This is a genomic window from Salmonella sp. 32010601201800023SM (assembly GCF_017572235.1).
Taxonomy (GTDB): Bacteria; Pseudomonadota; Gammaproteobacteria; order Enterobacterales; family Enterobacteriaceae; genus Salmonella; species Salmonella enterica.
In genome coordinates this window covers 181,014-206,983 of sequence record NZ_JAGEQS010000002.1, presented here as the reverse complement: position 1 = coordinate 206,983, position 25,970 = coordinate 181,014, and the positions used below count along the sequence as shown (strand labels likewise).

The window sequence follows — 25,970 nt, the reverse complement described above, 5'->3', positions numbered from 1 at the left end:
GGTCCATGCCCGACTGGATCGTTACCCTCTCCCATCCGGACTTTAACCGTCGGCCCCGGAATTACACCGGATCTGCTGACCTTTTCGCTATGGCAAAAAGCGCTCGCGGGCTTTCAACCTGCTCTCCGCGTTCCGTCACGGCGCGCCGTGATGAGAAATGCGTTAAACATCGCTGATTTACCGCCGGTGGGGAATTTCGCCCCGCCCTGAGAATAAGCGGGTTAACTATAACGCTATTGATTACCTTCATCAACGCCTTTACTCCGTATGACGTCACACAATTCTGGTTTATGGCGTCCACATATCGCACTACAATAAGAGCTAACACTTACCAGTTCAGGGAAACCACAATGATTGACCCGAAAAAAATTGAGCAAATCGCACGCCAGGTTCATGAGTCAATGCCGAAAGGTATTCGCGAGTTCGGGGAAGATATCGAGAAAAAAATCCGTCAAACGCTGCAATCTCAGCTGACGCGTCTCGATCTGGTGAGCCGCGAAGAGTTTGATGTCCAGACTCAGGTCTTGCTGCGCACCCGGGAAAAACTGGCGCTGCTGGAGCAACGCCTCAGCGAACTGGAAGCTCGCGACAAGCCTGAAGAAGTAAAACCTGCGCCCGCCATTCCGCCAGTCGATCCACAAGAGTAAAAACGTGAACGGGCCTGACGGCCCGCTCATATAAGATCTGAATAATGCCCTGCGCCTGTATAAGGGAGCCTGCATTAGTGTTCTAATTCTAACCTTTTCGCCTGAGTCGCCTGCTGGCAGTAAAGCGCGTAACGCTTGCAAAACCAGTCGCGGTGCTCCTCGTCCATATTGCCGGTTACCGCCTGGATATCAACAGGACGCCCCTCCGCCTGCATTCTGGCAAAACTGCGCGCCAGAAAATCAAAATTATTTAGTGAATAGACGTTATTGTTGTTCATCAGCATACCCTCCAGTTATTGAATTCTGTTAAGGCTATATGCTTTTTCTGATTTCAGTATTTCCCTATATGTACGGCGGTTTTATACATAACGTGCGCAAATTTAATGCGCAAAATCACAATATTCACCAAAGATAACGACGGATAAATCGCTTTTCGGACTTAAGGAGATATGGGTCACATGATATTGTAACGCAGTGAAATAACAAGCATGAAAATTATCACGCGAACACCCTTCTGAAGGCGGCGACAAGGATAGAAAATATGACCTTATTTGCGGAGTATAACAGCCCCTATCTGTTTGCCATTGCGTTCGTTTTCTTTATCGGCGTGCTGGAGATGATTTCTCTGATTTTTGGCCACTTTCTTTCAGGCGCGCTCGACGCCCATCTCGATCATTATGACGCCCTGTCATCCGGCCCTGCGGGCCAGGCGCTTCATTATCTGAATATTGGACGCGTTCCCGCCCTGGTCGTCCTCTGTCTATTGGCCGGCTATTTCGGCCTCTTCGGTATCCTCATCCAGCATGGCGGGATCATGCTCTGGCAGGCGCCGCTCAGCAATCTGCTGCTGGTCCCGTTAAGCATTGTCCTGTCGGTCTTTGCCGTGCATTACAGCGGAAAAATCCTCGCGCCCTGGCTACCCAGAGATGAAAGCTCCGCCCTCCGGGAAGAGGAATTTATCGGCGGCATGGCGATTATTACCGGCCACGCCGCCGTCGCCGGCACACCTTGCGAAGGAAAATTTACCGATAAGTTCGGCCAGATTCACTATTTACTGCTGGAACCCGAAAAGGGAAAAGAATTTAAAAAAGGAGACAAGGTGCTGATTGTCTGCCGACTTTCCGCAACGCGTTATTTGGCTGAGCGTAACTTCTATGTCTAATTGAGAGGAACTTACATAATGGATGATGTTTTTGGCATATTGCCATCATGGATGTTTACCGCCATCGTGGCGGTTATCGTCTTACTAATTATCGGGATCATTTTTGCTCGCCTCTATCGCCGCGCATCTGCGGAACAGGCGTTTGTCCGTACCGGGCTTGGCGGGCAAAAAGTGGTGATGAGCGGCGGCGCTATTGTGATGCCAATCTTTCACGAAATTATTCCGATCAATATGAATACCCTAAAACTTGAAGTTAGCCGTGCTACCGTCGATAGCCTGATCACCAAAGATCGTATGCGCGTTGACGTGGTCGTCGCTTTCTTCGTACGTGTAAAACCCTCTGTTGAAGGTATTGCCACCGCCGCACAAACGCTTGGCCAGCGAACGCTGTCACCGGAAGATCTGCGTATGCTGGTTGAGGATAAATTCGTTGACGCCTTACGCGCTACCGCGGCCCAGATGACGATGCATGAGCTACAGGATACGCGTGAAAACTTCGTTCAGGGCGTACAAAACACCGTTGCGGAAGATTTGTCGAAAAACGGCCTGGAACTGGAAAGCGTCTCATTAACCAACTTTAACCAAACGTCCAAAGAGCATTTCAATCCAAACAATGCCTTTGATGCCGAAGGTCTGACGAAACTGACGCAGGAAACCGAACGCCGCCGTCGTGAACGTAATGAAGTGGAACAGGATGTGGAAGTGGCGGTGCGCGAAAAGAACCGCGACGCGCTTGAGCGCAAGCTGGAAATCGAGCAACAAGAAGCCTTTATGACTCTGGAGCAGGAGCAACAGGTTAAAACCCGCACCGCCGAACAAAACGCCAAAATTGCCGCTTTTGAGGCCGAGCGCCATCGTGAAGCAGAACAGACGCGCATTCTTGCTGAGCGGCAGATCCAGGAGACGGAGATCGAACGTGAGCAAGCAGTACGGTCCAGGAAAGTTGAGGCCGAGCGTGAAGTACGTATTAAAGAGATCGAACAGCAACAGGTGACAGAAATCGCCAACCAGACGAAATCTATCGCCATTGCCGCCAAATCCGAGCAGCAATCGCAAGCGGAAGCGCGCGCCAACGACGCGCTGGCCGATGCGGTTCGCGCCCAGCAAAACGTAGAAACCACCCGCCAGACCGCCGAAGCGGATCGCGCCAAGCAGGTCGCTCTGATCGCCGCGGCGCAGGATGCGGAAACCAAAGCGGTCGAACTGACCGTTCGGGCAAAAGCAGAGAAAGAAGCGGCAGAATTGCAAGCCGCCGCTATCATCGAACTGGCGGAAGCAACGCGTAAAAAAGGTCTGGCGGAAGCCGAAGCGCAACGGGCGCTGAATGACGCTATCAACGTACTATCTGACGAACAAACCAGCCTCAAATTTAAACTAGCGCTCTTACAATCGTTGCCTGCTGTTATTGAGAAGTCTGTTGAACCGATGAAATCCATCGACGGCATTAAGATTATTCAGGTCGATGGCCTCAATCGCGGCGCGACGGCGGGCGACGTCGCCGCTGGCGGCGCTAACGGGGGAAACCTGGCGGAACAAGCCTTATCTGCCGCGCTCACCTATCGTACCCAGGCGCCGCTGATCGATTCGCTGTTAAACGAGATTGGCATCGCCGGCGGCTCGCTAAAGGCGCTGACCACGCCGTTGGTTTCATCGGCAACGGATGAGATTAATCGCGAAGCAACGATAAAAGAGCAATAACCCCCCGCCATATCTCCTGTCCCTGGTCATAAGACCGGGGATTTTTTTATCTTTTTTCCACCTTGTCTGTACAAAGCGTTATGACCAGCAGGCCATTTTGCGTGGGCGATCCAGTAACGCAAAATCGGCGGGAGAAAGCCCTTGCGCCAGACAGGCCACTCACCAACAATCGCGATGTCAGCAAGGGGCTGAAACGGGAAAGCCCCTCCCGAGGAAGGGGCTTTAATAAGGAAAGGGTTATGATGCACCAGGTCATCATACTGATTGTTCTGTTACTGATAAGTTTCGCAGCTTACTAACAGCCAATCAGAGGGGGGAGAGATCCCCTCTCACCCTTATTCCTTTACTTTAGGTCGAAAAAAAAGCAGCGTCAACCGCGAGATACGCGTCGAAACAAAATGTCCGACGCGCCTTCAAAATCAGCGCCCACAGCGTCTGTAACGCCTGATGTCGCGGTTTTACTTCTCGCTCTCGGTCTGGATCTTTTTGATGATATTGGTCGTGGAACAACCATCTTCGAAGTTCAGCACCATGACTTCGCCGCCGTTGGCCCAGACCTCTTCGCTGCCCGCGATCTCTTCCGGCTTATAGTCGCCGCCTTTTACCAGCAGATCCGGCAGAATACCGGCAATCAGTCGTTGCGGCGTATCCTCTTCAAAAGAGACAACCCAGTCGACTGACTCCAGCGCGCCCAGCACGATCATACGCTGTTCGAGCGGATTAACCGGACGGCTTTCGCCTTTCAGGCGTTTAGTCGAGGCGTCACTATTGACCGCAACAATCAGGCGGTCGCCCAGTTTGCGCGCGTTCGCCAGATAAGAGACATGGCCCGCGTGCAGAATATCGAAAACGCCGTTGGTCATGACCACTTTCTCGCCACGCTTACGCGCGCTGGCGACGGCCTGTCTCAACTCCTCTTCGGTCATAACGCCGAAGCCGGTATCCGCGCGTCCGCGCACTGCGTTTTCCAGCTCAATAGGGGAAACCGTTGACGTCCCGAGTTTACCTACCACTACGCCCGCCGCCGCATTGGCGAAATAACACGCCTCCTCCAGGGTATTTCCCGCCGCCAGCGTCGCCGCCAGCACGCCGATCACCGTATCGCCCGCACCGGTAACATCATAAACTTCCTGCGCCTGCGTCGGCATATGTAGCGGCGCTTTATTCGGTTGCAGCAGCGTCATTCCCTGTTCGGAACGCGTGACCAACAGCGCGGAAAGGTCGTAATCGGCAATGAGCTTCATGCCGCGTTCAACCAGTTCGTCTTCGCTTTTACATTTCCCCGCGACCGCCTCGAATTCAGAAAGGTTTGGCGTCAGCAGCGTGGCGCCGCGGTAACGTTCAAAATCCGTTCCTTTCGGATCGATGAGCACCGGCACGCCCGCCTGGCGCGCCAGGGAAATCATAGTCTGCACGCTGGTCAGAGCGCCTTTGGCATAATCGGACAATACCAGCGCGCCGATCGATCCCAGCGCCTGGTTGATACGCTCATGCAACGGCTGCGGGTCCACCCCCTCAAAGCCCTCTTCAAAATCAAGACGAATGAGCTGCTGATTACGTGATAGCACGCGCAGTTTGGTAATCGTCGGATGCGTCGGCACAGAAACGAAGTCGCACTTCACATTGACCTCCGCCAACGTTTTGCTCAGCGCGCGCGCGGCGTCATCAATACCCGTCAGGCCGACCAGACGGGCGTTCGCTCCCAGAGACGCAATGTTCATCGCCACGTTCGCCGCGCCGCCCGGACGTTCCTCAACGGTATTTACCTTAACCACGGGCACCGGCGCTTCCGGTGAAATACGGCAAGTGGGGCCATACCAATAGCGATCCAGCATTACATCACCCACAACCATGACGCCTGCACGTTCAAACGCTGGCAGATTTACTTTCATTCCTGTCTCCTGAGAGATTCAAAATTTGCGCGCGATAATAGCATAATTCAAACGGCTACCAGCCACTTCCGCCAGCTTGCCTGCACCAGCGCGCGCTCTTTGCTAAAACACGTCTGCGCCACATGACCGGGAAGCTCCTGCAACGCCAGGTGGTGCAGTTCATCACGCAGTGTGGTGTAGGCTACCGTCAGCGCCTGCGCCTCGTGTTCATCCATAATGCCGTTTTGCGCCAGAAGTTCCAGGATGCGCACGTTATCAGACCAGCGCGTTAATTTAGGTTTTTCATGAGCGTAGCGCAGTACCAGATATTGCGCGATAAACTCAATATCCGTAATACCGCCTTCATCAGCTTTAATATCAAAACGATCGCGATACTTATTGCCGAGATGCGCCCGCATTTTCTCGCGCATTTCACGCACTTCAGTCTGCAATGTCTTGCCGTCGCGCGCCGTCGTCATGATAGTGCGGCGCACCGTATCAAACTGTGAGGTAAGCTGCGGGTCGCCATATACCACGCGAGCGCGTACCAATGCCTGATGTTCCCAGGTCCAGGCTTCATGCTGCTGATAATCGGCAAACGCGTCCGCTGAAGTCACCAGCATTCCCGCCGCGCCAGAGGGGCGTAGACGCGCATCCACCTCATACAAAATGCCGGAGGAAGTGCGCGTACTGAACAGATGCATAATGCGCTGCGCCAGGCGCAGATAAAACTGCCGCCCGTCGATTTCGCGTTCGCCGTTGGTCATGACGTCCATCGGACAGTCATGCAGGAAGATGAGATCCAGATCGGAACTGTAGCCCAGCTCCCATCCGCCCAACTTGCCATAACCGACAACCGCAAACCCCCGCCCCTGGCGCTCGTCCAGATGCGCTGGCTGACCATAACGCGCAACCATTTGCGTCCACGCCTGCTGCACCACAGCATCAATCATCGCCTCCGCCAGCCATGTGAGGTGATCGCTTACTTTCATCACCGGCAGCGTACCGGCAATATCCGCCGCCGCAATCCGCAAAAGCTGTGCCTGTTTAAACTGGCGTAATGCCTCCAGTTGTTGTTCTTCGTCCTCTTCCGGCACGCGCAGCAAATATTGGCGTAATTCGTCGCGGTAAGCGTCGGTAGCCGTCGGCTGATAAAGCGTGCCGGGGTCGAGCAGTTCATCAAGCAACAACGGATAACGCGCCAGTTGGCTCGCTATCATTGGCGAAGCGGCGCAGAGCATAATCAGGTGTTTCAGCGCGCCGGGAAATTCGCTCAGCAGCTCCAGATAGGTGGTGCGAGTGACAATCCCCGCCAGCAACGGCGTTATCCGCGATAGCGTAACAGCGGCGTCTTCGCGAGAACAGACATCAGCAAGCAGGTGCGGCATCAGTTGGTCCAGCACTTGCCGCCCGCGCGGGCCGATAGGGCGTTTATCCAGTTCCTTACGGAAGTCAGCGATGAGGGTCAGAACTTGTCGCCGATCCTCATCGGCTAAATGCGCCAGCACTGGCGTCGAATCATCCTCCTGTAGCGCATCCTGCCATACTTCACGCCACGGCTCTGAACGTTCTTCCTCCTGCGGGGTATCGGCTTCATCATCGCCAATTAATTCGTTGAATACGCGGCGTACATTAGCCATATGATCCGTCAGTTCGCCAACAAGCTGCGGCCAGTTCTCCGCCTTCATTCCCCAGGCCAGCCGCGCCCGATTCAGATCGTCGGCAGGCAACGTTTGCGTCTGTTCGTCATTGATGCTTTGCAGCAGATTCTCCAGACGACGTAGAAAAAGATAGGCCACGCGCAGTTGCGCCACGTCATTCTCAGGCAGCAAATGCAGCGCAGCGATAGCATCCAGCGTTGGCAGTAACGAACGCGACTGTAGCGACGGCTCGCGCCCGCCGCGGATGAGCTGGAATACCTGCACGATAAACTCAATTTCCCGAATACCGCCCGCGCCAAGTTTAATGTTGTCTTTCAAACCGCGGCGTCGCACTTCGCGGGCGATCATCCCTTTCATATTACGTAGCGACTGGATGACACTGAAATCGATATAGCGGCGGAAAACGAAAGGCCGCAGCATGGCGCGTAATTCACGAGACCAGGCGTCGTCGTTATCGCCCATTAGCCGCGCTTTCACCATAGCGTAGCGTTCCCAGTCGCGTCCTTGCTCCTGATAGTAATCCTCCAGCGCGGCAAAACTCAGTACCAGCGGGCCGCTGTCGCCAAACGGTCGCAGGCGCATGTCCACCCGATAGACAAAACCATCCATTGTGGGCTGATCCAGCGCTTTGATCAGCCGCTGCCCGAGACGCGTAAAAAACTGGGCGTTATCGAGTTCACGACGCCCGCCCCGAGTCTCGCCATGTTCCGGCCAGGCGAAAATCAGATCGATATCAGACGAAAAATTCAGTTCGCCGCCGCCCAGCTTGCCCATGCCTAAAATCAAGAGCGGCTGCGGAACGCCCTGCGGGTTACAGGGGGTTCCCCATTCGCGGCAACAGGCGGCATACAGCCAGTCGCGCGCCCCCACAATGAGCGTCTCCGCCAGATGGCTCAACTGTTGTAAAATAGTCTCATCGTCCACCAGCGACAGCGTCTGCGCCCAGGCGATGCGTACCATGATGCGACGACGAAAAAACCTCAGTTCACGCATCAGCGAGGCGTCGTCACAGACACCTGCCAACGCCTCCTGTAACCAGCCAGCATAATGTCGCCATTCATCAGCCTGCGGCGATGCGGATTCCAGTTCGGCAAGCCACTCCGGATGCGCTATCACGCTATCCAGCGCAAAATCGCTAAATGTAAGTACTGACTTCGCCTGCACGCTAAGCGATGTCTCAGTAAATCCTTCTGGTAGGCGCTCAACAACGGTCTGCCAGTACTGCGATAAGGGTGAGGAGAGCGGCGTCATTTAGGGGATATCCTTTAAATAATGCCGGATGGCGGCGTTTCGCCTTATCCGGCCTACAAGTCCGCATACCGTAAGCCTGATAAGCGCAGCGTCATCAGGCGCTTTCTACGGTTCTGATTATCGTTTTCCGCTGTGCAACCAGAACGGCTGCTGGTTAATGGCCTCATTACGGAAATGTTCAATTTCAATACGTTGCCCGGTAATAATGGCGTGACGCAATCCCTGCCAGTTTTCCAGCCATGCCTGCGCGACCATCGCATCATAATACCCGGCCAGCAGTAAAACGCTGTCGATATCGCGAGTCAAACGCGGCAACTGGTCTCGATACTTATCACCCAGCGGTTGTCCAAAAACTTTTTTTAATTCAGCAGCATGACGAGAAAGATGAATGTCGGCGAAACGCTTAAAAGAATCGGCCATTTTGGCCTGCGCCTTCGCGTCCAGAAATGGCTGCCAGGCTTTCGTCACCAGCCATTCCGTCAATGCCAGTTTCGCCATCGCCGTTTGCGTACTATAAACGGCTGTGACGGCGGACACCGCGGATGTCATCGTCGCTTCCGCCTGGGTAAGTAGATCACGTAAGTGAGCGCTCGCTTTACGTGGAACAATGCCACCAAAAAGCATTAAGGCATGGCGCACTAATCCCATAGCATCCAGCACATGTTCTTTCGCCGACTCGTCGCCGCGCAGCCAGAGCTCTTCATGGTACTGCCACTGTGACAACGCCAGATCCAGCGAGGCCTCCAGCCCTTGCTCTACCGTGGCTTTCGCGGCAGTCCGCAGAATTGCCGTTGGTGTATTCTCTCGCGGCGCATTCCCCTGCGCCAGGTGATAACCTCGCGCCGCCTTACTCAGACTGCCCTGACGCAAACCGGTTTGCGACAGCAGTTGCTTCGCCAGTTTTAACACGGCGCGCGTATCGCCGCGAAGCAACTCAAGCTCCAGCTCACAAATCGGTTCGGCAAACTCGCCCGCTTTTACGTCGCCGAGATCGAGCGCAATTTCAATCCTGCTGCCGTCAACGTCCAGACACCATTTTTCCCGGTAAAAATCGGTACTGAACAGCGGCTGTACGCTTGATGCCAGGCCGGCGGGCAGGTTGCCATCAGGCCAGACCTCCGCCGGAAGTTGCGTCAGATCCAGCACGGGTTCGCTTAGCGCGACATTGTATTCGGGTCGCTGGTGCAGCCCCCCCGTTACCCGGCCGGCAATTTTCATGGTCATTTCATAGCGCCCATTTTCACCACGAATACGCAGCCCCATATCATGGCGGCGTAGCCAGTTATCAGGCGTTTCGAAGTAGATATTCAGCAACTGGCTGGGCGCATGATGCTCGCCGCCGAGCGTATGAAGATGATTTCGCAGCGCATCTACGGCGTCGTGATTGACGATAAACTTTAATTCGATTTCCTGAGCCATGGCCTTGTACTTATGGGTTATGTCACATCTGGGAAGATTCTTGGCGAACTTACCCGCATTATTTTTGTCAGTAGATAGTATTTTGCGCCAAATTGCCATGCAACGAGCAATTTGACGGGCGTAAAAGTTTGACGTAGCGGCAAAGGCGACACAGATGATTCCGATTGATGTCGACTACTTTGCGTAGCGACACTGATGCCGTTACTATCGTTCCACTTTCTCTGACAATAACGACAGCCTGATGCCAAAATTACGCCTGATTGGACTAACTTTACTTGCGCTTAGCGCCACCGCCGTCTCTCATGCTGAAGAGACGCGTTACGTTTCTGATGAACTGAATACCTGGGTCCGCAGCGGTCCGGGAGATAATTATCGCCTTGTGGGTACCGTCAACGCCGGCGAGGAAGTCACGCTCTTACAGAGCGATGCCAACTATGGTCAAATTAAAGACAGTTCTGGTCGTACTGCCTGGATACCGTTAAAAGAACTGAATACCACACCAAGCCTGCGTACCCGCGTGCCGGATCTGGAAAATCAGGTCAAAACGTTAACCGATAAACTCAACAATATTGATACCACGTGGAATCAGCGCACCGCCGATATGCAGCAGAAAGTGGCGCAAAGCGACAGCGTCATCAACGGGCTAAAAGAAGAGAACCAGAAGCTGAAAAACGAGCTGATTGTCGCGCAGAAAAAAGTTAGCGCCGCGAATCTGCAACTGGATGACAAACAGCGCACCATTATTATGCAGTGGTTTATGTATGGCGGCGGTGTATTGGGTATTGGCTTGCTGTTAGGGCTGGTGCTGCCGCATATGATCCCAAGCCGTAAACGCAAAGACCGCTGGATGAACTAAATCGCCTTCTCTGCGGCACTGTCTTATCATTAGAGGATGATCGTTTTTAAAAGGAAAGTGGCGTGAAGATTTATCTGGTCGGTGGTGCGGTTCGGGATGCGTTGTTAGGGCTACCGGTTAAAGATAAAGATTGGGTCGTTGTCGGCGCCACGCCGCAGGAGATGCTTGATGCGGGCTACCAGCAGGTAGGCCGTGATTTTCCTGTGTTTCTCCACCCGCAAACTCACGAAGAATACGCGCTGGCGCGTACCGAGCGTAAATCCGGTTCCGGCTACACGGGCTTCACCTGTTATGCCGCGCCGGACGTTACCCTGGAAGCCGATCTCCAGCGTCGCGATCTGACCATTAATGCTCTGGCGCGCGACGATGACGGCCAGATTATCGACCCTTACCACGGGCGCCGGGATCTGGAGGCGCGTCTACTGCGCCATGTCTCTCCCGCGTTTGGCGAAGATCCCTTGCGCGTATTGCGCGTGGCGCGTTTTGCCGCCCGTTACGCTCATCTGAGTTTCCGTATCGCCGATGAAACACTGGCGCTAATGCGCGAAATGACCGCGGCAGGCGAGCTGGAACATCTGACGCCGGAACGGGTATGGAAAGAGACGGAAAATGCGCTTACCACCCGCAATCCGCAGGTTTACTTCCAGGTATTGCGCGACTGCGGCGCCCTGCGCGTCCTGTTTCCGGAAATCGACGCGCTGTTTGGCGTACCCGCGCCAGCAAAGTGGCATCCGGAAATTGATACCGGAGTTCATACGTTGATGACACTGTCGATGGCCGCCATGCTCAGTCCGCAGCTTGATGTCCGTTTCGCCACGCTTTGTCATGATCTGGGCAAAGGCTTAACGCCGAAAAACCTCTGGCCGCGCCATCATGGTCACGGCCCGGCGGGCGTGAAACTGGTCGAACAGTTATGCCAGCGTTTGCGCGTCCCCAATGACCTGCGTGATTTAGCTAAACTGGTCGCCGAGTACCACGATCTGATCCACACCTTTCCGATACTCCAGCCGAAAACGATCGTTAAGCTGTTTGACGCCATTGATGCATGGCGTAAACCGCAGCGCGTCGAGCAGATTGCGCTGACCAGCGAGGCCGATGTCCGTGGACGTACCGGCTTTGAAGCGTCGGATTACCCGCAGGGGCGCTGGCTGCGCGAAGCCTGGCAGGTGGCCCAAGCGGTACCGACGAAAGAGGTGGTGGAGGCCGGATTTAAGGGCATTGAGATTCGCGAGGAACTGACGAAGCGACGAATTGCAGCGGTCGCCAACTGGAAAGAGAAGCGCTGCCCGAACCCCGCCAGCTAAACGCCATCCGGCACGATAAATTGCCTGATGGCGCTGCGCTTATCAGACCGACAAAACAGTTAGGCCGGACAAGGCGGTACGCCGCCATCCGGCACGGTCAATCATCAGAAGAAGACGACGTAAACGGCAGCCGCCACCACAAAGCGGTAAATCGCAAACGGAATAAACGAGATACGCTTAATCAGTTGCAGGAAAGTCTTGATGGCGATCAGCGCCACCACAAACGCCGTCACAAAGCCCACCGCGAACATCGGAATATCCGCTGCGGTCAGGAATGACCAACTTTTGTAGAGATCCAGAACCGTTGCGCCCATCATCATCGGCACAGCCAGTAAGAACGAGAACTCAGAGGCGGCGTAACGGCTGACGCCCATCAGCATCCCACCGGAAATGGTCGCTCCGGAACGCGAGAAGCCCGGCCACAGCGCCAGACACTGGAAACAGCCAATCATAAACGCCTGACGATACGTCATATCATCCAGCCCCGGCGCGCGCGGTTCTTTCGGCTTCAGGCACTCGGCGGCAATCAGCAACAGACCGCCTACCACCAGCGCGTACATCACGTTAATCGGGTTAAATAGCGACTTGATCGTGTCATGAAAGACTAACCCCAGCACCACCGCCGGAATCATGCCCAGCAGGATGTGAATCAACGTTAATCGACCTTTACTTTCACCTTCACGCTGTAGCGGGCGGCCAAAGTGAATACCGATGAGACCAAACAACCGCCGCCAGAACATCACCACGACCGCCAGAATAGATCCAAGTTGAATCACCACTTCGAATGTCTTGGCCGTATCGCCTTCAAACCCCAGCAGATGACCCACAATAATCATATGGCCCGTGCTGGATACCGGCAAAAACTCCGTCAATCCTTCGACCACACCCAAAATTGCCGCTATCAGCAGCGAGTGCATATCGCTCATCAATAAACCCCTAAAATGAAAAACACTGCAAAAATGGATCTCGCGTTAAGACCCCATATATAACCGTTTGGTTTAAAAAATATAAAATTATTTATTTTTATTTCAGATTATTGCCACGCTCAATAATTACCCCTACGTTCGCCGCGCGCGCGACGGCGCCAGGCTTGCTCAGTTTGATGCGAACCCACGGAGAATTAAATCGGCTAAGCAGCAGATCCGCCACCTCTTCCGCCACGCGCTCGACCAGAGCAAAACGCCCGCCTTCGACATGATTTATCACCGTGTCGGCGATATCCGCATAACTTAGACAATCTGCGACATCATCGCTTTTCGCCGACTTACGGTTATCCCACGCCATTTCGATATCGAACACCAGTTTTTGCTCGATAGTCTGTTCCCAGTCGTAAACACCGATAGTGGTGATTACCGAAAGTTGCTCTATAAATACAATATCCATCACGACCTGCCTGCTTTTTGGCTAACCCGGATACCACTTCCGGCGAAATGTGCGTATTATCCACAGAAATAGTAAATAAAACGACACTTTCAATACGGAACAGCTTATGAGTGCAATCGCGCCTGGAATGATCCTCTTCGCGTACCTCTGCGGCTCAATTTCCAGTGCCATTCTGGTTTGCCGCATCGCCGGGCTGCCCGATCCGCGAGAAAGCGGCTCCGGCAACCCGGGCGCGACGAACGTATTACGAATCGGTGGCAAGGGAGCGGCTGTCGCGGTACTTATTTTTGACATCCTTAAAGGCATGTTGCCCGTCTGGGGCGCGTATGCGTTAGGCGTTACCCCTTTCTGGCTGGGGCTTATCGCTATCGCCGCCTGTCTGGGGCATATCTGGCCGGTCTTTTTTGGCTTTAAAGGCGGGAAAGGCGTAGCAACCGCGTTTGGCGCCATTGCGCCCATCGGCTGGGATTTAACCGGCGTCATGGCTGGCACCTGGCTGCTGACGGTCCTGTTAAGCGGTTATTCATCGTTAGGGGCGATTGTCAGCGCCTTGATTGCGCCGTTTTACGTCTGGTGGTTTAAACCGCAGTTCACCTTCCCGGTATCGATGCTGTCATGTCTCATTTTGCTGCGCCATCATGACAACATCCAGCGTCTGTGGCGTCGCCAGGAGACGAAAATCTGGACGAAGCTGAAAAAGAAACGCCAGAAAGATTGAGCTGGAACTGCGTCTGGAAGAGGGCCTCAACCGTCTGGGGATCGGCTCACAAGGGTTGACCGGCAATAGCTTGGTGATGGGCGTACATATCGAATCCGCCGCGCGTCACCCTTCCACCATTGGCGTGGTTAGGCGCGATTTTCGGCCTGATCTTCCTGGTGCTGCTGATCGTCTCCAGGCTGTTGTGGATGCCCATCGTTTTGCTGTAAACCCGTTGGGGCGGCATGATGTCGCCCCCTTTCTCCGCTTTTACGCCGCCGGCAGCTCGGCCAGCGGCCAGCGCGGACGTACCGTTACGCCAAGATCCGCCGTAACGCCCGCCTTAAACCGCACCATTCCGGCATAGGCGATCATCGCCCCGTTGTCAGTACAAAACTCCGGGCGCGCATAGAACACTTCGCCGCGGCGTTTTTGCATCATTTCGGCAAGCTTCGCGCGCAGCGTGCGGTTAGCGCTGACGCCGCCCGCCATGACCAGACGCTTAAAACCGGTGCTTTCCAGCGCGCGCTTGCACTTGATCATCAGCGTATCCACGACCGCATCTTCAAAAGCGCGCGCAATATCAGCGCGAGTTTGTTCGTCGTCGCCATTACTACGAATGGTGTTAGCGGCAAAGGTTTTCAGACCGGAAAAACTAAAATCCAGCCCCGGACGATCGGTCATCGGGCGCGGAAAGACAAAACGCCCCGCCGTCCCCTGCGACGCCATTTTCGACAGCATCGGGCCGCCAGGATAATCCAGCCCCAACAATTTGGCGGTTTTATCAAACGCTTCACCGGCGGCATCGTCAATCGACTCTCCCAGCAGTTCGTACTGACCGATTCCGGTCACGCTAATGAGCTGCGTATGTCCGCCGGAGACCAGTAGCGCCACAAACGGGAATTCCGGGGGATTATCTTCCAGCATTGGCGCCAGCAGATGACCTTCCATATGGTGTACAGGAATGGCCGGCACATTCCAGGCAAATGCCAGTGAACGCCCGACGGTTGCGCCGACCAGCAGCGCGCCGACCAGGCCCGGGCCTGCGGTATAGGCCACCGCGTCGATATCGCTCGCCGTCAGACCGGCTTCTTTTAATGCCGCCTGAATCAGCGGCACGGTTTTACGCACATGATCGCGGGAAGCCAGTTCAGGCACTACGCCGCCGTAGTCAGCATGTAATTTCACCTGACTATACAATTGGTTGGCTAACAGACCCTTTTTGTCGTCGTAAATAGCGATGCCGGTTTCATCGCAGGATGTTTCAATACCCAGTACACGCATGACTTGTTTTACCTCGCTCTAATACCGCGCAGTGTAGGTCGAATGCGGGTGGATGTATACCCTCAGTCCCGACTTCGTGTATACTCCCTCCCCTTATAAAAGTCCCTTTCAAAAAAGGCCGCGGTGCTTTACAAAGCAGCAGCAATTGCAGTAAAATTCCGCACCATTTTGAAATAAGCTGGCGTTGATGCCAGCGGCAAACCGAATTAATCAAAGGTGAGAGGCACATGCCGGTAATTAAAGTACGTGAAAACGAGCCGTTCGACGTAGCTCTGCGTCGCTTCAAGCGTTCCTGCGAAAAAGCAGGTGTTCTGGCGGAAGTTCGTCGTCGTGAGTTCTATGAAAAACCGACGACCGAACGTAAGCGCGCTAAAGCTTCTGCAGTGAAACGTCACGCGAAGAAACTGGCTCGCGAAAACGCACGCCGTACTCGTCTGTACTAATCTTTTGAGAGCGGGCTGCTCTCAATTCAGATCGAGTTGTAGTTGTAAGGCCGTGCTTCCGAAAGGAATGCGCGGCTTGTTTTCGTTTATGCATTAGCATATACACAAAATCATTCATGCTGCGTCCAGGCGGCAAGAGAGCAAGTCCCCGGCGCTTACGCAAGTCAGCGACAGGGGTGAGCGAACGTAGCCAACACTACGGCAGCCTGAAGAATGACGTGTATAAAAGGGGCATATGGCTGGACGAATCCCACGCGTATTCATTAATGACCTGCTGGCGAGAACCGATATCGTCGATCTGATCGACGTGCGCGTAAAACTCAAGAAACAGGGCAAGAACTATCACGCGTGTTGTCCATTCCATAATGAGAAAACCCCTTCTTTCACCGTAAACGGTGAAAAACAGTTTTATCACTGCTTTGGATGCGGCGCGCATGGCAATGCGATCGACTTTTTGATGAATTACGACAAACTCGAATTTGTCGAAACCGTCGAAGAATTAGCGGCCATGCATAACCTGGAAATTCCCTATGAAGCAGGCACCGGGCTTAGCCAGATAGAGCGCCATCAACGGCAAAACCTCTATCAGTTGATGAATGGTCTGAATGACTTTTATCAGCAGTCGCTTACCCATCCTGCGGCAAAACCTGCGCGTGACTATCTGCAAAAGCGCGGTCTGAGCGCTGAAATTATTCAGCGTTTCGCCATTGGCTTCGCGCCGCCAGGGTGGGATAACGCGTTAAAGCGCTTCGGTAATAACAGCGATAACAAGGCATTGTTGCTGGATGCCGGAATGCTGGTCAATAACGAGCAGGGCAGCACTTACGATCGTTTCCGTAATCGGGTCATGTTCCCTATTCGGGACAAACGCGGCAGGGTGATTGGTTTTGGCGGCCGAGTTCTGGGGAACGACACGCCGAAATACCTTAACTCTCCGGAAACGGACATTTTCCATAAAGGCCGCCAGCTATATGGTCTTTATGAGGCTCAGCAATATAGTGCTGAACCGCAACGCTTGCTTGTGGTCGAAGGTTATATGGATGTCGTCGCACTAGCGCAATACGACATTAACTATGCGGTCGCTTCGCTGGGTACCTCAACCACGGCAGACCATATGCATATGTTATTCCGGGCGACGAACAACGTGATTTGCTGTTACGACGGCGACCGGGCTGGCCGTGATGCCGCCTGGAGAGCGCTGGAAACAGCAATGCCTTATATGACCGACGGTCGGCAGGTACGCTTTATGTTTTTACCTGACGGCGAAGACCCGGATACGCTGGTGCGTAAAGAAGGCAAGGCGGCTTTTGAAGCGCGGATGGAGCAGGCGCAGCCGCTCTCTACGTTTCTGTTTAATAGCCTCCTGCCGCAGGTGGATTTAAGCTCGCCGGATGGCAGCACGCAGTTAGCCGCGCTGGCGCTGCCGCTCATTAATCAGGTGCCTGGCGACGCGCACCGTATTCAGCTGCGCCAGACGTTGGGGCTGAAGTTAGGCATTTTCGATGATAGTCAGCTTGATCGTTTAGTGCCAAAACAGGCGGAAAGCGGCGTTTCCCGCCCGGCTCCGCAGCTAAAACGCACGACCATGCGTATACTGATAGGATTACTGGTGCAAAACCCGGATCTCGCGCCGTTAGTGCCGCCATTAGACGCGCTGGATCAGAATAAGCTGCCTGGACTTGGCTTATTTAAAGAATTGGTCAAAACTTGTTTGGCTCAGCCAGGTCTTACTACCGGACAACTTCTGGAACTCTACCGTGGCACAAATGATGCTGCGACCCTTGAAAAATTATCGATGTGGGACGATATAGCAGATAAGGCGATTGCCGAAAAAACCTTTACCGACTCACTCAACCATATGTTTGATTCGCTGCTGCAACTGCGACAAGAAGAGCTGATCGCTCGCGATCGCACTCATGGTTTAAGCAGCGAAGAACGCCGAGAGCTCTGGACGTTAAACCAGGAGCTGGCCAGAAAATGAATTTAACGGCTTAAATGCCGCATATCGATCGGGAAGCCCCCGACAGCCGCAGTGAGAGGCAGCGGCCAAAATATAAGTATGCCCTCGCTTTAAATGTCGACAGCTATACCGTCGACACCAATCAAACGAATAAGTGTGGATACCGTCTTATGGAGCAAAACCCGCAGTCACAGCTGAAACTTCTTGTCACCCGTGGTAAGGAGCAAGGCTATCTGACCTATGCTGAGGTCAATGACCATCTGCCGGAAGATATCGTCGATTCAGATCAAATTGAAGATATCATCCAAATGATCAACGACATGGGTATTCAGGTAATGGAAGAAGCGCCTGATGCCGATGATCTGCTGCTGGCTGAAAATACCACCAGCACCGATGAAGATGCGGAAGAAGCTGCTGCACAAGTTCTGTCCAGTGTTGAGTCTGAAATCGGTCGTACGACTGACCCGGTACGCATGTATATGCGTGAAATGGGCACTGTTGAACTATTGACCCGGGAAGGCGAAATCGACATCGCTAAACGTATCGAAGACGGGATCAACCAGGTTCAATGCTCCGTTGCCGAATACCCGGAAGCCATTACCTATCTGCTGGAACAGTACGATCGCGTTGAGGCTGAAGAGGCTCGTTTGTCCGATCTTATCACCGGCTTTGTCGATCCGAACGCGGAAGAAGAGATGGCGCCGACCGCAACTCACGTCGGTTCTGAACTCTCCCAGGAAGACCTGGATGATGACGAAGACGAAGATGAAGAAGACGGCGACGATGACGCCGCCGATGACGACAACAGCATTGACCCTGAACTGGCACGCGAAAAATTCGCTGAGCTGCGCGCGCAATACGTCGTTACGCGCGACACCATCAAAGCGAAAGGCCGCAGCCATGCTGCCGCGCAGGAAGAGATTCTGAAGCTGTCTGAAGTGTTCAAACAGTTCCGTCTGGTACCGAAGCAATTCGACTATCTGGTCAACAGTATGCGCGTGATGATGGATCGCGTGCGTACCCAGGAACGTCTGATCATGAAGCTCTGCGTCGAGCAGTGCAAAATGCCGAAGAAGAACTTTATCACGCTGTTTACCGGTAATGAAACCAGCGAAACCTGGTTCAATGCCGCTATCGCGATGAACAAACCGTGGTCGGAAAAACTGCACGATGTCGCGGAAGAAGTGCAACGCTGCCTGCAAAAACTGCGGCAGATTGAAGAAGAGACCGGTCTGACCATCGAACAGGTGAAAGACATCAACCGTCGCATGTCCATCGGGGAAGCGAAAGCCCGCCGTGCGAAGAAAGAGATGGTTGAAGCGAACTTACGTCTGGTTATTTCTATCGCTAAGAAATACACCAACCGTGGCTTGCAGTTCCTTGACCTGATTCAGGAAGGCAACATCGGTCTGATGAAAGCGGTAGATAAGTTCGAATACCGTCGTGGTTACAAGTTCTCCACCTACGCTACCTGGTGGATTCGTCAGGCGATCACCCGCTCTATCGCCGATCAGGCGCGCACCATCCGTATTCCGGTGCATATGATTGAGACCATCAACAAGCTCAACCGTATTTCTCGCCAGATGCTGCAAGAGATGGGCCGCGAGCCAACGCCGGAAGAGCTGGCTGAACGGATGCTGATGCCGGAAGATAAAATTCGTAAGGTGCTGAAGATTGCCAAAGAGCCAATCTCCATGGAAACGCCGATCGGCGACGATGAAGATTCGCATCTGGGTGATTTCATCGAGGATACCACCCTCGAGCTGCCGCTGGACTCTGCCACTACCGAGAGCCTGCGTGCCGCCACTCACGACGTTTTGGCTGGCCTGACCGCTCGTGAAGCGAAAGTGCTGCGTATGCGTTTCGGTATCGATATGAACACCGACCACACGCTGGAAGAAGTGGGTAAACAGTTCGATGTTACCCGCGAACGTATCCGTCAGATCGAAGCGAAGGCGCTGCGTAAACTGCGCCACCCGAGCCGTTCTGAAGTGCTGCGCAGCTTCCTCGACGATTAATTCGCCGCACACGTATAAACGCCGCCGCAAGGCGGCGTTTTTTTATCAGGCCATGCGCAAGCGCCCTATTTGGCCTGCAGAATTTCTACACAGCGCGAGTATTCGCGCCCTCATTCCCCATTGCTATAGCCCACGCATAATGAGCGCTTGATCCAGTTCGCGATAGGCCTCGACCAGTTTTTCCGTTTTAATTCGGTTTAAGCCACTGGGATTCGGCAACACCCACACCATCGTCGCGCCAATGGCGATCTTTTGTTTACCCCAGGCGATACCGCGCTGGCTGAATCCCTGTTCAAAAGCCTGTTTACCAAGCACCGCCAGCGCCGCGGGCTGGTAGTCCTCTATTTTTTCAATCAGGTTTCGTCCGCCGCTACGTAATTCATGCAACTTCACCTCAGTCGCTTGTACCGTCGGTCGGTCGACGAGTTTCGTTACCCCGCAGCGAAAATCCAGTAATTTTTCCGCCTCTTCCGGTTTCAACTGTCGATCGGTGAAACCGGCCAAATGAATAACTTTCCAAAAACGATTCGCGGGATGCGCAAACGGAAAGCCGGTATTCGCCGAGGAGAGTCCCGGATTGATGCCGCAAAAAACCACCCGTAGCCCTGGCGCCAGTATGTCCTTAACCATTATTACTCCTGAGCAATACAACGTTCTTTAAGTATAACGGGTTGAAAACACATTGTTTATAAAAACAGCACCCGCACGGTTACGGCTGGATTACAGCGTAAAGTTACATTATAATCCACCGCCACGGCCCCTTAGCTCAGTGGTTAGAGCAGGCGACTCATAATCGCTTGGTCGCTGGTTCAAGTCCAGCAGGGGCCACCAAATTTTAGCTTTAAAATCATATAATTAAGCCACTCTAAAGAGTGGCCTTTTTGTTTCTGACAGGGCTCACCCCATACCGCTATTTACGATGCCAATAGGCTGCCGCACGTACCAGGTGTGGATCAAACCCCTTTTCAAAGCACTGACTTAAACGTTTTACCGTTTTGCCTTCGCCAGTAATCCAGATGAAATAGTCTGATTCTGGTATTGTCAGCTGCGACAGGCGCGTTTGCATTGCCTGTTCATCGCCGTCAACAACATATTCCACAGTAATATCCGTCAAATGGGCGAGATAATCGCGATATGCCGCATCCTGAATGCTCACCAGCGCGGTTACCGCAGGGCGCGCAGGCAGACGGCTAAGCGATTCCAGACGACGACGTAGCGCAGGCATACCGGACTCATCGCAGACATAAACCTGACAGGCATAATCTTCCGGCACCACCAGCGAACCGCGCGGCCCGCCGATCGTCAGTGTATCGCCTTCACGGGCTTCCATTGCCCAACGGCTGGCTACGCCGCCATCGTGGATAAAGAAATCCAGCGCCAGCTCGCGACGCGCCTCGTCATACAGCGGCGTGTAATCCCTGGAGACCGGGCGAACGCCCTCCCCCCAGATAATGCCTTCCTCAGTGACTGTCGGAGGCGTAAAGCGACAGCCTGGCTCAGGGAAAAAAACTTTCGTGTGATCGTCAAAGCCCAGGGAGATGAAACCGTCCAGCGCCTCGCCGCCAAGTACGATCCGCTGAAATCCTGCGCTAATACGTTCTACCCGCAGAACGATCAGCTCGCGAAAACGCAGTTCATTACGAACACGCTGTGGATAGCGTGCGGATGATGTCGTCATTTTTTGCCTTCGTGAAGTAATACGATATATCTAAATTAAAATTTTAAATGATAATGATTGTTAATCAGTAAAAATGCAACTGTTTTTTGATAGTGTTCTGGCAACGCGTCGTTAACTATAACCTTACAATAAAACCTTATAAATTAATAGATTATATAAACAATCGCTTTTGCCCTTGCTAAAAATCATCATTTAGATATAAATTAGATACATCTAAATAAACAGGAGACAATGATGCAAAATCAACATGAAGGGTGTTGCAAAAACCGGGATCATAAGCACGACGGCTGCTGTAAAGATCGCGAACATCAGCATGAAGGCTGCCATAGCGCGCATCAGCATGAGAACGCCAGTTGCGGCGGCGAACACCGTCACGGACACGGCTGTGGTCGTCATGGACAGGGCGGTGGTCGACGTCAGCGATTTTTTGGCCACGGGGAGCTTCGGCTGGTCATTCTTGATATCCTGACCCGGGACGCCAGCCACGGCTATGAACTGATTAAAGCGATAGAAAACCTGACGGGGGGCGGCTATACGCCAAGCGCTGGTGTGATCTACCCTACGCTGGATTTTTTACAGGATCAGCAATTTATCACGATTAGCGACGAAGAAGGCGGGCGGAAAAAAATCGCGATTACCGCGAACGGCGCGCAATGGCTTGATGAAAATCGCGAACACCTGACGCATATTCAGGCGCGGCTAAAAGCCCGTTGTGTGGGCATGGAGTTACGTAAAAATCCGCAGATGAAGCGGGCGCTGGATAACTTCAAGGCCGTGCTGGATCTGCGGATAAACCACAGCGATATCAACGACGCGCAAATCAAACGCATTATCGGCGTGATTGATCGCGCGGCGCTGGAAATCGCCGAACTGGATTAAGCGGGCTGCGTGTCCTCTTCGCGGACGCGGAACACGTTAACCAGCTCTTTTAAATGTAACGCCTGTTCGTTCAGCGACGCTGCGGCGGCAACAGACTCTTCCACAAGGCAGGAGTTTTGTTGCGTGGCGGCGTCAATCAGGCCAATCGCGCTGTTAATCTGCGAAATACCGTCAGTTTGCTCGCGGCTGGCCTGCCCAATCTCGCGTAATATCACATCCATCTCTTCGACGTTGTCCACCATGCCATTAATCAGGGCGCTGGCTTTCTCCACCAGGTGCATCCCTTCCTGAGTCTGACTGGTTGAATCTTCAATCAAATTACGGATTTCACTGGCTGACGAGGCGCTCTTTTGCGCCAACTGGCGAACCTCTCCGGCGACAACGGCAAAACCACGTCCATGTTCGCCCGCACGCGCCGCTTCAACCGCCGCGTTCAGCGCCAGAATATTGGTCTGAAAGGCAATGGAATCAATGATATTGATGATATCCGACATACGATTTGCCGTATCGTTAATGACGCGCATTTTCTGCGTCACTTGATTCATCATCTCCCCATTGTTTTTCACTACGCTGGCGGCGCCGGCAGAGAGTTTGGTCGCTTCACTGGTATGGTCAGCTGTGTTTTTAACCGTGGCGGTAATCTGTTCCATCGACGCCGCCGTTTCTTCAACCGAGCTGGCCTGTTCTTCCGTACGCGCGGCCAAATCCTGGTTACCGGCGACAATTTGCGCCGCCGCCGTGGAGATACTCTCCGAACCGTTTTGCACTTCCTGTACGATATCCAGCAGACGCGTTTTCATCGCCATTAATGCTTGCAGTAGTACGCCTGTTTCATCTTTATAGTCGGTGGTGATATGGCGAGTCAGATCGCCATCGGCAATCGCCTCGGCAAAGCGTACTGCGTCATCAAGCGGTCGGGTAATGGAACGTACGATATACCATCCCATTACGCATCCGGCAGCGATGCTTATCAGCGCCAGGGTAATTAACAGCGTCCGGTTAGTTTTAAAATCTCCTTCGACCTGCACGCCCGCGTTGTGCATCTGCGCATCCTGAACGGCGATAAGTTCCTGAACTTTGTCCTTATAGACCTTTTGCACTTGCACCGTTCTGGTCATCATCTCCTGAATGGCCGCCTGACGATTATGGCTTTGAATATCTTGCAAAATACGGAATCTGGACTCCAGGTATTGCTGGCGCGCTTCACGGATCTCGGTAATGATTTTCTGCGAAGCCGCATCGTGACGATTGCTGGAAAGCTCATCCAGTAACGCCGTAATACGCTGGCTTATTTCATCCAGCTCTTTCTGCGAACTCTGGCTCCAGCGCCCCTCTTCATCCAGTAACATGAGCTGCTGCGCGATGATGAAATCATTAAAATTATCGATTAACAGATTGGCTTTTACCGTGGTGGGATAATCATTGGTAATAATGTTCTGCATACCCGTATTAGCCCGATCAAGGCTAAACAAAGACAGAGCGGAACTCACCACCATGAGAACAATGAATAAGCCAAAGGCCATAAATAATTTTGAACGTATTTTAATGTTATGCAAAAACATATTTTCTCCCTGGGATTGCATATCCTCATACAGGAAGATTTATCGGCAATAATGTTACTAACTTTATGATATTGATCGCTTTTTATTTCGGAGCATTATTAGTAAGTAATATTTATTGTTCACAGAAAGATGAACCAAAAGTGACATAAATTGGCACTAATAATGAAAGAAATACGCTAAAAGGTTAACCATTTCTTATTTATTAACTGAGTTTATACCTATTAATAGGTAGACAAGGGAGAAGGAATAAATATCACATTATTTTTAACATCACAGGCCACTGATACTCTCTATGATGGCAGGCACCGCCTTCTATCAGAGCGCATCCGCCCGGTAAGCTTGTTGCTACCGGGCGGACGTCATTACCGTTGCGACCTACAAATAAATTTAATGCAGTACCGTGACCGCATCCTCCAGCCGGCTGGCACGGTGTTTTACCATCGCGGAGACTTGTGCGCTCTCTTCCACCAGCGCCGCATTCTTCTGGGTTATGCGGTTCAACTCGTCCACGGCGCGAGTCAGGCTGGAAAGCCCATCTGTCTGTTCCTGCGTCGACTGGCTGATCCGTGCGATAAGCAGGGTGACATTTTGCACCTGGGCTACAATGTCATCCATGGTACGGCCTGCGGCGTGAACCTGCTCGGAGCCTGACTGCACCTTTGTTGCGCTGGCGTCAATTAATTTACGAATATCGTTCGCCGCATTAGCGCTACGGCTGGCAAGATGACGTACCTCGCCAGCAACCACGGCAAACCCTTTCCCCTGCTCGCCCGCTCTCGCCGCTTCTACCGCCGCATTCAGCGCCAGGATATTCGTCTGAAAAGCGATATCGTTAATTAGCGTGGTGATCGTCCCGATACGTTGCGTACTGTGAGCGATATCATCCATCGTTTTAATCACCGTATCCATCGCCTCACCTCCCTGAGTCGCCGCGCTACTGGCCGCCATGGAAAGCTTATCCGCAGCGGAAGCCGTCTCGGAATTGAGCTTCACGGACTCCGCCATCTGGTTCATGGTCGTTACCGTTTCCTGAACATTCTCCACGGTCTGACGGGTGTGTTCGTTCAGATCATTGTTACCCTTCGCCAGCCTTTCACTGCCGTTTCTGACGCTGGAAACCTGACTTGATACGTCATTGATCAGCCAGCGGCACATCAAGCCAAGCTGCCCCACGGCCCTCAGCGTCAGCCCCAACTCATCGCTACGATTAAGATGTTGTACGCTGTTGCGTTCGCCGGTCGCCACTTTCAGCGCCTGCGTCGCCACATTTTCAATGGGACGCACAATTTGCCATTCAAATAGCGCCGTACCTGCCAGCATCGCCAACGCGCCCAACAGCAACGCCTGCCATGAGGCATCCGTACCGAACAACGCCAACGCCAGCATTACGGCCATTAGCCCCATAATACTACGCACTCGCCAGCGAACAGGCATAGCGGGCAGTTTGCCCAGCAAGCCCTGACGAACCACCAGGCCTTTATGAATACGTTTACTACACCGCCCTTCATTTAGCGCCTGATATAAAGGCTCGACGGCGGCAATCTCATCATCCGTGGCGCGGGTACGGATCGACATATATCCCGTCACACGCCCTTCACGTATCATCGGTACCGCGTTGGCCCTCACCCAATAATGGTCGCCGTTTTTACGCCGGTTTTTCACAATGCCGCTCCACGGTTCGCCCTGTTTTAGGGTATACCACATATCTGCGAAGGCAGCTTTCGGCATATCCGGATGACGCACCAGATTATGTGGCTGCGCCAGTAACTCGTTTAACTGATAGCCGCTCACCTGGACAAAAGTGTCATTGGCGTGAGTGATATAGCTTTCCAGGTCGGTCGTAGACATCAGAGTGGTATCATCATCCAGCGGGGTATTTAGCTGGCTGACGTAGGGATGAGAAGACATGATAGCGTCCTGTGCAGGTTATCTGGATGTTAATTTTTCGCTCGGATGTTATTTCGGCGCTAATCTATTTATCTTTAGTTGTTAAAATTGCTCTGGATCGCAATTTGCGATTAATCCTTAATATTTGTACGATTTTCACCTCATCCTGCGCCTTATTTTCATTATGAAATTGTTTAGCGTGGACAACCTTTTTCTTTAAAATCTGCCCTGGCTCACCTTTTTCTCACGCCGCCTCTAACGCAACACACCGTAAACCGTAAAACAAGATCTGCTCAAAATGCATCCAATT

At 53.1% G+C, this 25,970-nt stretch carries 22 protein-coding genes, 1 tRNA gene, 1 pseudogene and 1 riboswitch; of the genes and pseudogenes, 13 read left to right on the top strand and 11 right to left on the bottom strand.

Annotated features, from left to right (window positions below; translation table 11 throughout):
- Positions 1-19: 19 nt before the first annotated feature.
- Positions 20-218: riboswitch (FMN riboswitch) on the bottom strand.
- A gap of 132 nt (positions 219-350) precedes the next feature.
- The gene (gene ubiK / locus J4617_RS08400) at positions 351-647 is read left to right on the top strand and encodes a ubiquinone biosynthesis accessory factor UbiK (RefSeq protein ID WP_000566824.1); all 297 of its coding nucleotides are present in this window, start codon (positions 351-353) and stop codon (positions 645-647) included.
- Positions 648-721: 74 nt separating this feature from the next.
- Here ubiK and glgS read toward each other — a convergent pair whose 3' ends face one another.
- Positions 722-931, bottom strand: a complete 210-nt coding sequence (gene glgS, locus J4617_RS08395; RefSeq protein WP_000928927.1) for a cell surface composition regulator GlgS — start codon at positions 929-931, stop codon at positions 722-724.
- Positions 932-1,188: 257 nt separating this feature from the next.
- Here glgS and J4617_RS08390 point away from each other — a divergent pair, with 257 nt between their 5' ends.
- The 3 genes from J4617_RS08390 (at position 1,189) to J4617_RS08380 (ending at position 3,806) form a co-directional block, all read left to right on the top strand.
- The gene (locus J4617_RS08390; RefSeq protein WP_000171738.1) at positions 1,189-1,809 is read left to right on the top strand and encodes an OB-fold-containig protein; all 621 of its coding nucleotides are present in this window, start codon (positions 1,189-1,191) and stop codon (positions 1,807-1,809) included.
- A gap of 18 nt (positions 1,810-1,827) precedes the next feature.
- Complete coding sequence (locus J4617_RS08385; RefSeq protein ID WP_000342878.1) at positions 1,828-3,507, top strand: flotillin family protein; 1,680 nt, start codon at positions 1,828-1,830, stop codon at positions 3,505-3,507.
- A gap of 239 nt (positions 3,508-3,746) precedes the next feature.
- Positions 3,747-3,806, top strand: a complete 60-nt coding sequence (locus J4617_RS08380; protein WP_001804776.1) for a type I toxin-antitoxin system Ibs family toxin — start codon at positions 3,747-3,749, stop codon at positions 3,804-3,806.
- A 159-nt stretch (positions 3,807-3,965) separates the two neighbouring features.
- Here the strand turns inward: J4617_RS08380 and hldE are convergent, their stop codons facing one another.
- From hldE to J4617_RS08365, 3 genes are all read right to left on the bottom strand, one after another.
- Positions 3,966-5,399, bottom strand: a complete 1,434-nt coding sequence (gene hldE, locus J4617_RS08375; RefSeq protein ID WP_000867682.1) for a bifunctional D-glycero-beta-D-manno-heptose-7-phosphate kinase/D-glycero-beta-D-manno-heptose 1-phosphate adenylyltransferase HldE — start codon at positions 5,397-5,399, stop codon at positions 3,966-3,968.
- Between the two features lie 47 nt (positions 5,400-5,446).
- A complete protein-coding gene (glnE, locus tag J4617_RS08370; RefSeq protein ID WP_017465432.1) occupies positions 5,447-8,290 on the bottom strand; it encodes a bifunctional [glutamate--ammonia ligase]-adenylyl-L-tyrosine phosphorylase/[glutamate--ammonia-ligase] adenylyltransferase in 2,844 nt (947 codons plus the stop codon).
- Positions 8,291-8,407: 117 nt separating this feature from the next.
- On the bottom strand, positions 8,408-9,709 hold the full coding sequence (locus J4617_RS08365) for an inorganic triphosphatase (RefSeq protein ID WP_000046223.1): 1,302 nt from the start codon (positions 9,707-9,709) through the stop codon (positions 8,408-8,410).
- 241 nt (positions 9,710-9,950) lie between these two features.
- On the opposite strand from J4617_RS08365, the gene J4617_RS08360 reads away from it, so the two are divergent.
- Together J4617_RS08360 and J4617_RS08355 are read left to right on the top strand one after the other, a co-directional pair.
- Positions 9,951-10,565 carry a TIGR04211 family SH3 domain-containing protein gene (locus tag J4617_RS08360; RefSeq protein WP_001125344.1) on the top strand — a complete coding sequence of 205 codons (615 nt, stop codon included), beginning with the start codon at positions 9,951-9,953 and terminating at the stop codon, positions 10,563-10,565.
- A gap of 62 nt (positions 10,566-10,627) precedes the next feature.
- Positions 10,628-11,869 (top strand): multifunctional CCA addition/repair protein, encoded by a 1,242-nt coding sequence (locus J4617_RS08355; protein ID WP_000708447.1) that lies wholly within the window; start codon positions 10,628-10,630, stop codon positions 11,867-11,869.
- A gap of 104 nt (positions 11,870-11,973) precedes the next feature.
- On the opposite strand, the gene bacA is transcribed toward J4617_RS08355, so the two are convergent.
- Together bacA and folB are read right to left on the bottom strand one after the other, a co-directional pair.
- Positions 11,974-12,795, bottom strand: coding sequence for an undecaprenyl-diphosphate phosphatase (bacA, locus tag J4617_RS08350; protein ID WP_001281933.1), 822 nt, complete (start codon positions 12,793-12,795; stop codon positions 11,974-11,976).
- A 97-nt stretch (positions 12,796-12,892) separates the two neighbouring features.
- Complete coding sequence (gene folB, locus J4617_RS08345) at positions 12,893-13,252, bottom strand: bifunctional dihydroneopterin aldolase/7,8-dihydroneopterin epimerase (RefSeq protein ID WP_000355776.1); 360 nt, start codon at positions 13,250-13,252, stop codon at positions 12,893-12,895.
- Between the two features lie 106 nt (positions 13,253-13,358).
- Between folB and plsY the strand changes: the two genes are divergently transcribed.
- Positions 13,359-13,970 carry a glycerol-3-phosphate 1-O-acyltransferase PlsY gene (plsY, locus tag J4617_RS08340; RefSeq protein ID WP_001272784.1) on the top strand — a complete coding sequence of 204 codons (612 nt, stop codon included), beginning with the start codon at positions 13,359-13,361 and terminating at the stop codon, positions 13,968-13,970.
- Positions 13,969-14,097, top strand: a pseudogene (locus J4617_RS08335) (fumarate hydratase); the annotation flags it as partial. The gene plsY and the pseudogene J4617_RS08335, both read left to right, overlap by 2 nt.
- A gap of 122 nt (positions 14,098-14,219) precedes the next feature.
- Here J4617_RS08335 and tsaD read toward each other — a convergent pair.
- Positions 14,220-15,233, bottom strand: a complete 1,014-nt coding sequence (gene tsaD / locus J4617_RS08325) for a tRNA (adenosine(37)-N6)-threonylcarbamoyltransferase complex transferase subunit TsaD (protein ID WP_001264391.1) — start codon at positions 15,231-15,233, stop codon at positions 14,220-14,222.
- A gap of 227 nt (positions 15,234-15,460) precedes the next feature.
- On the opposite strand from tsaD, the gene rpsU reads away from it, so the two are divergent.
- The 3 genes from rpsU to rpoD all read left to right on the top strand — a co-directional run bounded on the left by rpsU (position 15,461) and on the right by rpoD (position 19,654).
- Positions 15,461-15,676 (top strand): 30S ribosomal protein S21, encoded by a 216-nt coding sequence (gene rpsU / locus J4617_RS08320; protein WP_001144069.1) that lies wholly within the window; start codon positions 15,461-15,463, stop codon positions 15,674-15,676.
- A gap of 235 nt (positions 15,677-15,911) precedes the next feature.
- Positions 15,912-17,657 carry a DNA primase gene (gene dnaG / locus J4617_RS08315; RefSeq protein WP_000918865.1) on the top strand — a complete coding sequence of 582 codons (1,746 nt, stop codon included), beginning with the start codon at positions 15,912-15,914 and terminating at the stop codon, positions 17,655-17,657.
- A gap of 14 nt (positions 17,658-17,671) precedes the next feature.
- Positions 17,672-19,654 carry an RNA polymerase sigma factor RpoD gene (rpoD, locus tag J4617_RS08310; RefSeq protein WP_001120159.1) on the top strand — a complete coding sequence of 661 codons (1,983 nt, stop codon included), beginning with the start codon at positions 17,672-17,674 and terminating at the stop codon, positions 19,652-19,654.
- A 123-nt stretch (positions 19,655-19,777) separates the two neighbouring features.
- On the opposite strand, the gene mug is transcribed toward rpoD, so the two are convergent.
- Positions 19,778-20,284: a G/U mismatch-specific DNA glycosylase gene (gene mug, locus J4617_RS08305; RefSeq protein ID WP_000237776.1), complete on the bottom strand. Its 507-nt coding sequence runs from the start codon at positions 20,282-20,284 to the stop codon at positions 19,778-19,780.
- A 125-nt stretch (positions 20,285-20,409) separates the two neighbouring features.
- Here mug and J4617_RS08300 point away from each other — a divergent pair.
- Positions 20,410-20,485: transfer RNA gene (locus J4617_RS08300), tRNA-Ile, on the top strand.
- Positions 20,486-20,564: 79 nt separating this feature from the next.
- Here J4617_RS08300 and J4617_RS08295 read toward each other — a convergent pair.
- Positions 20,565-21,332 (bottom strand): siderophore-interacting protein, encoded by a 768-nt coding sequence (locus J4617_RS08295; protein ID WP_017465430.1) that lies wholly within the window; start codon positions 21,330-21,332, stop codon positions 20,565-20,567.
- 231 nt (positions 21,333-21,563) lie between these two features.
- Here J4617_RS08295 and J4617_RS08290 point away from each other — a divergent pair, with 231 nt between their 5' ends.
- A complete protein-coding gene (locus J4617_RS08290; protein ID WP_000983434.1) occupies positions 21,564-22,211 on the top strand; it encodes a PadR family transcriptional regulator in 648 nt (215 codons plus the stop codon).
- Here the strand turns inward: J4617_RS08290 and J4617_RS08285 are convergent.
- Positions 22,208-23,773, bottom strand: coding sequence for a methyl-accepting chemotaxis protein (locus tag J4617_RS08285; protein ID WP_000478471.1), 1,566 nt, complete (start codon positions 23,771-23,773; stop codon positions 22,208-22,210). The two genes, J4617_RS08290 and J4617_RS08285, sit on opposite strands and share 4 nt — an antisense overlap.
- A gap of 387 nt (positions 23,774-24,160) precedes the next feature.
- Complete coding sequence (locus J4617_RS08280; protein WP_000094645.1) at positions 24,161-25,681, bottom strand: PAS domain-containing methyl-accepting chemotaxis protein; 1,521 nt, start codon at positions 25,679-25,681, stop codon at positions 24,161-24,163.
- Between the last annotated feature and the right edge of the window lie 289 nt (positions 25,682-25,970).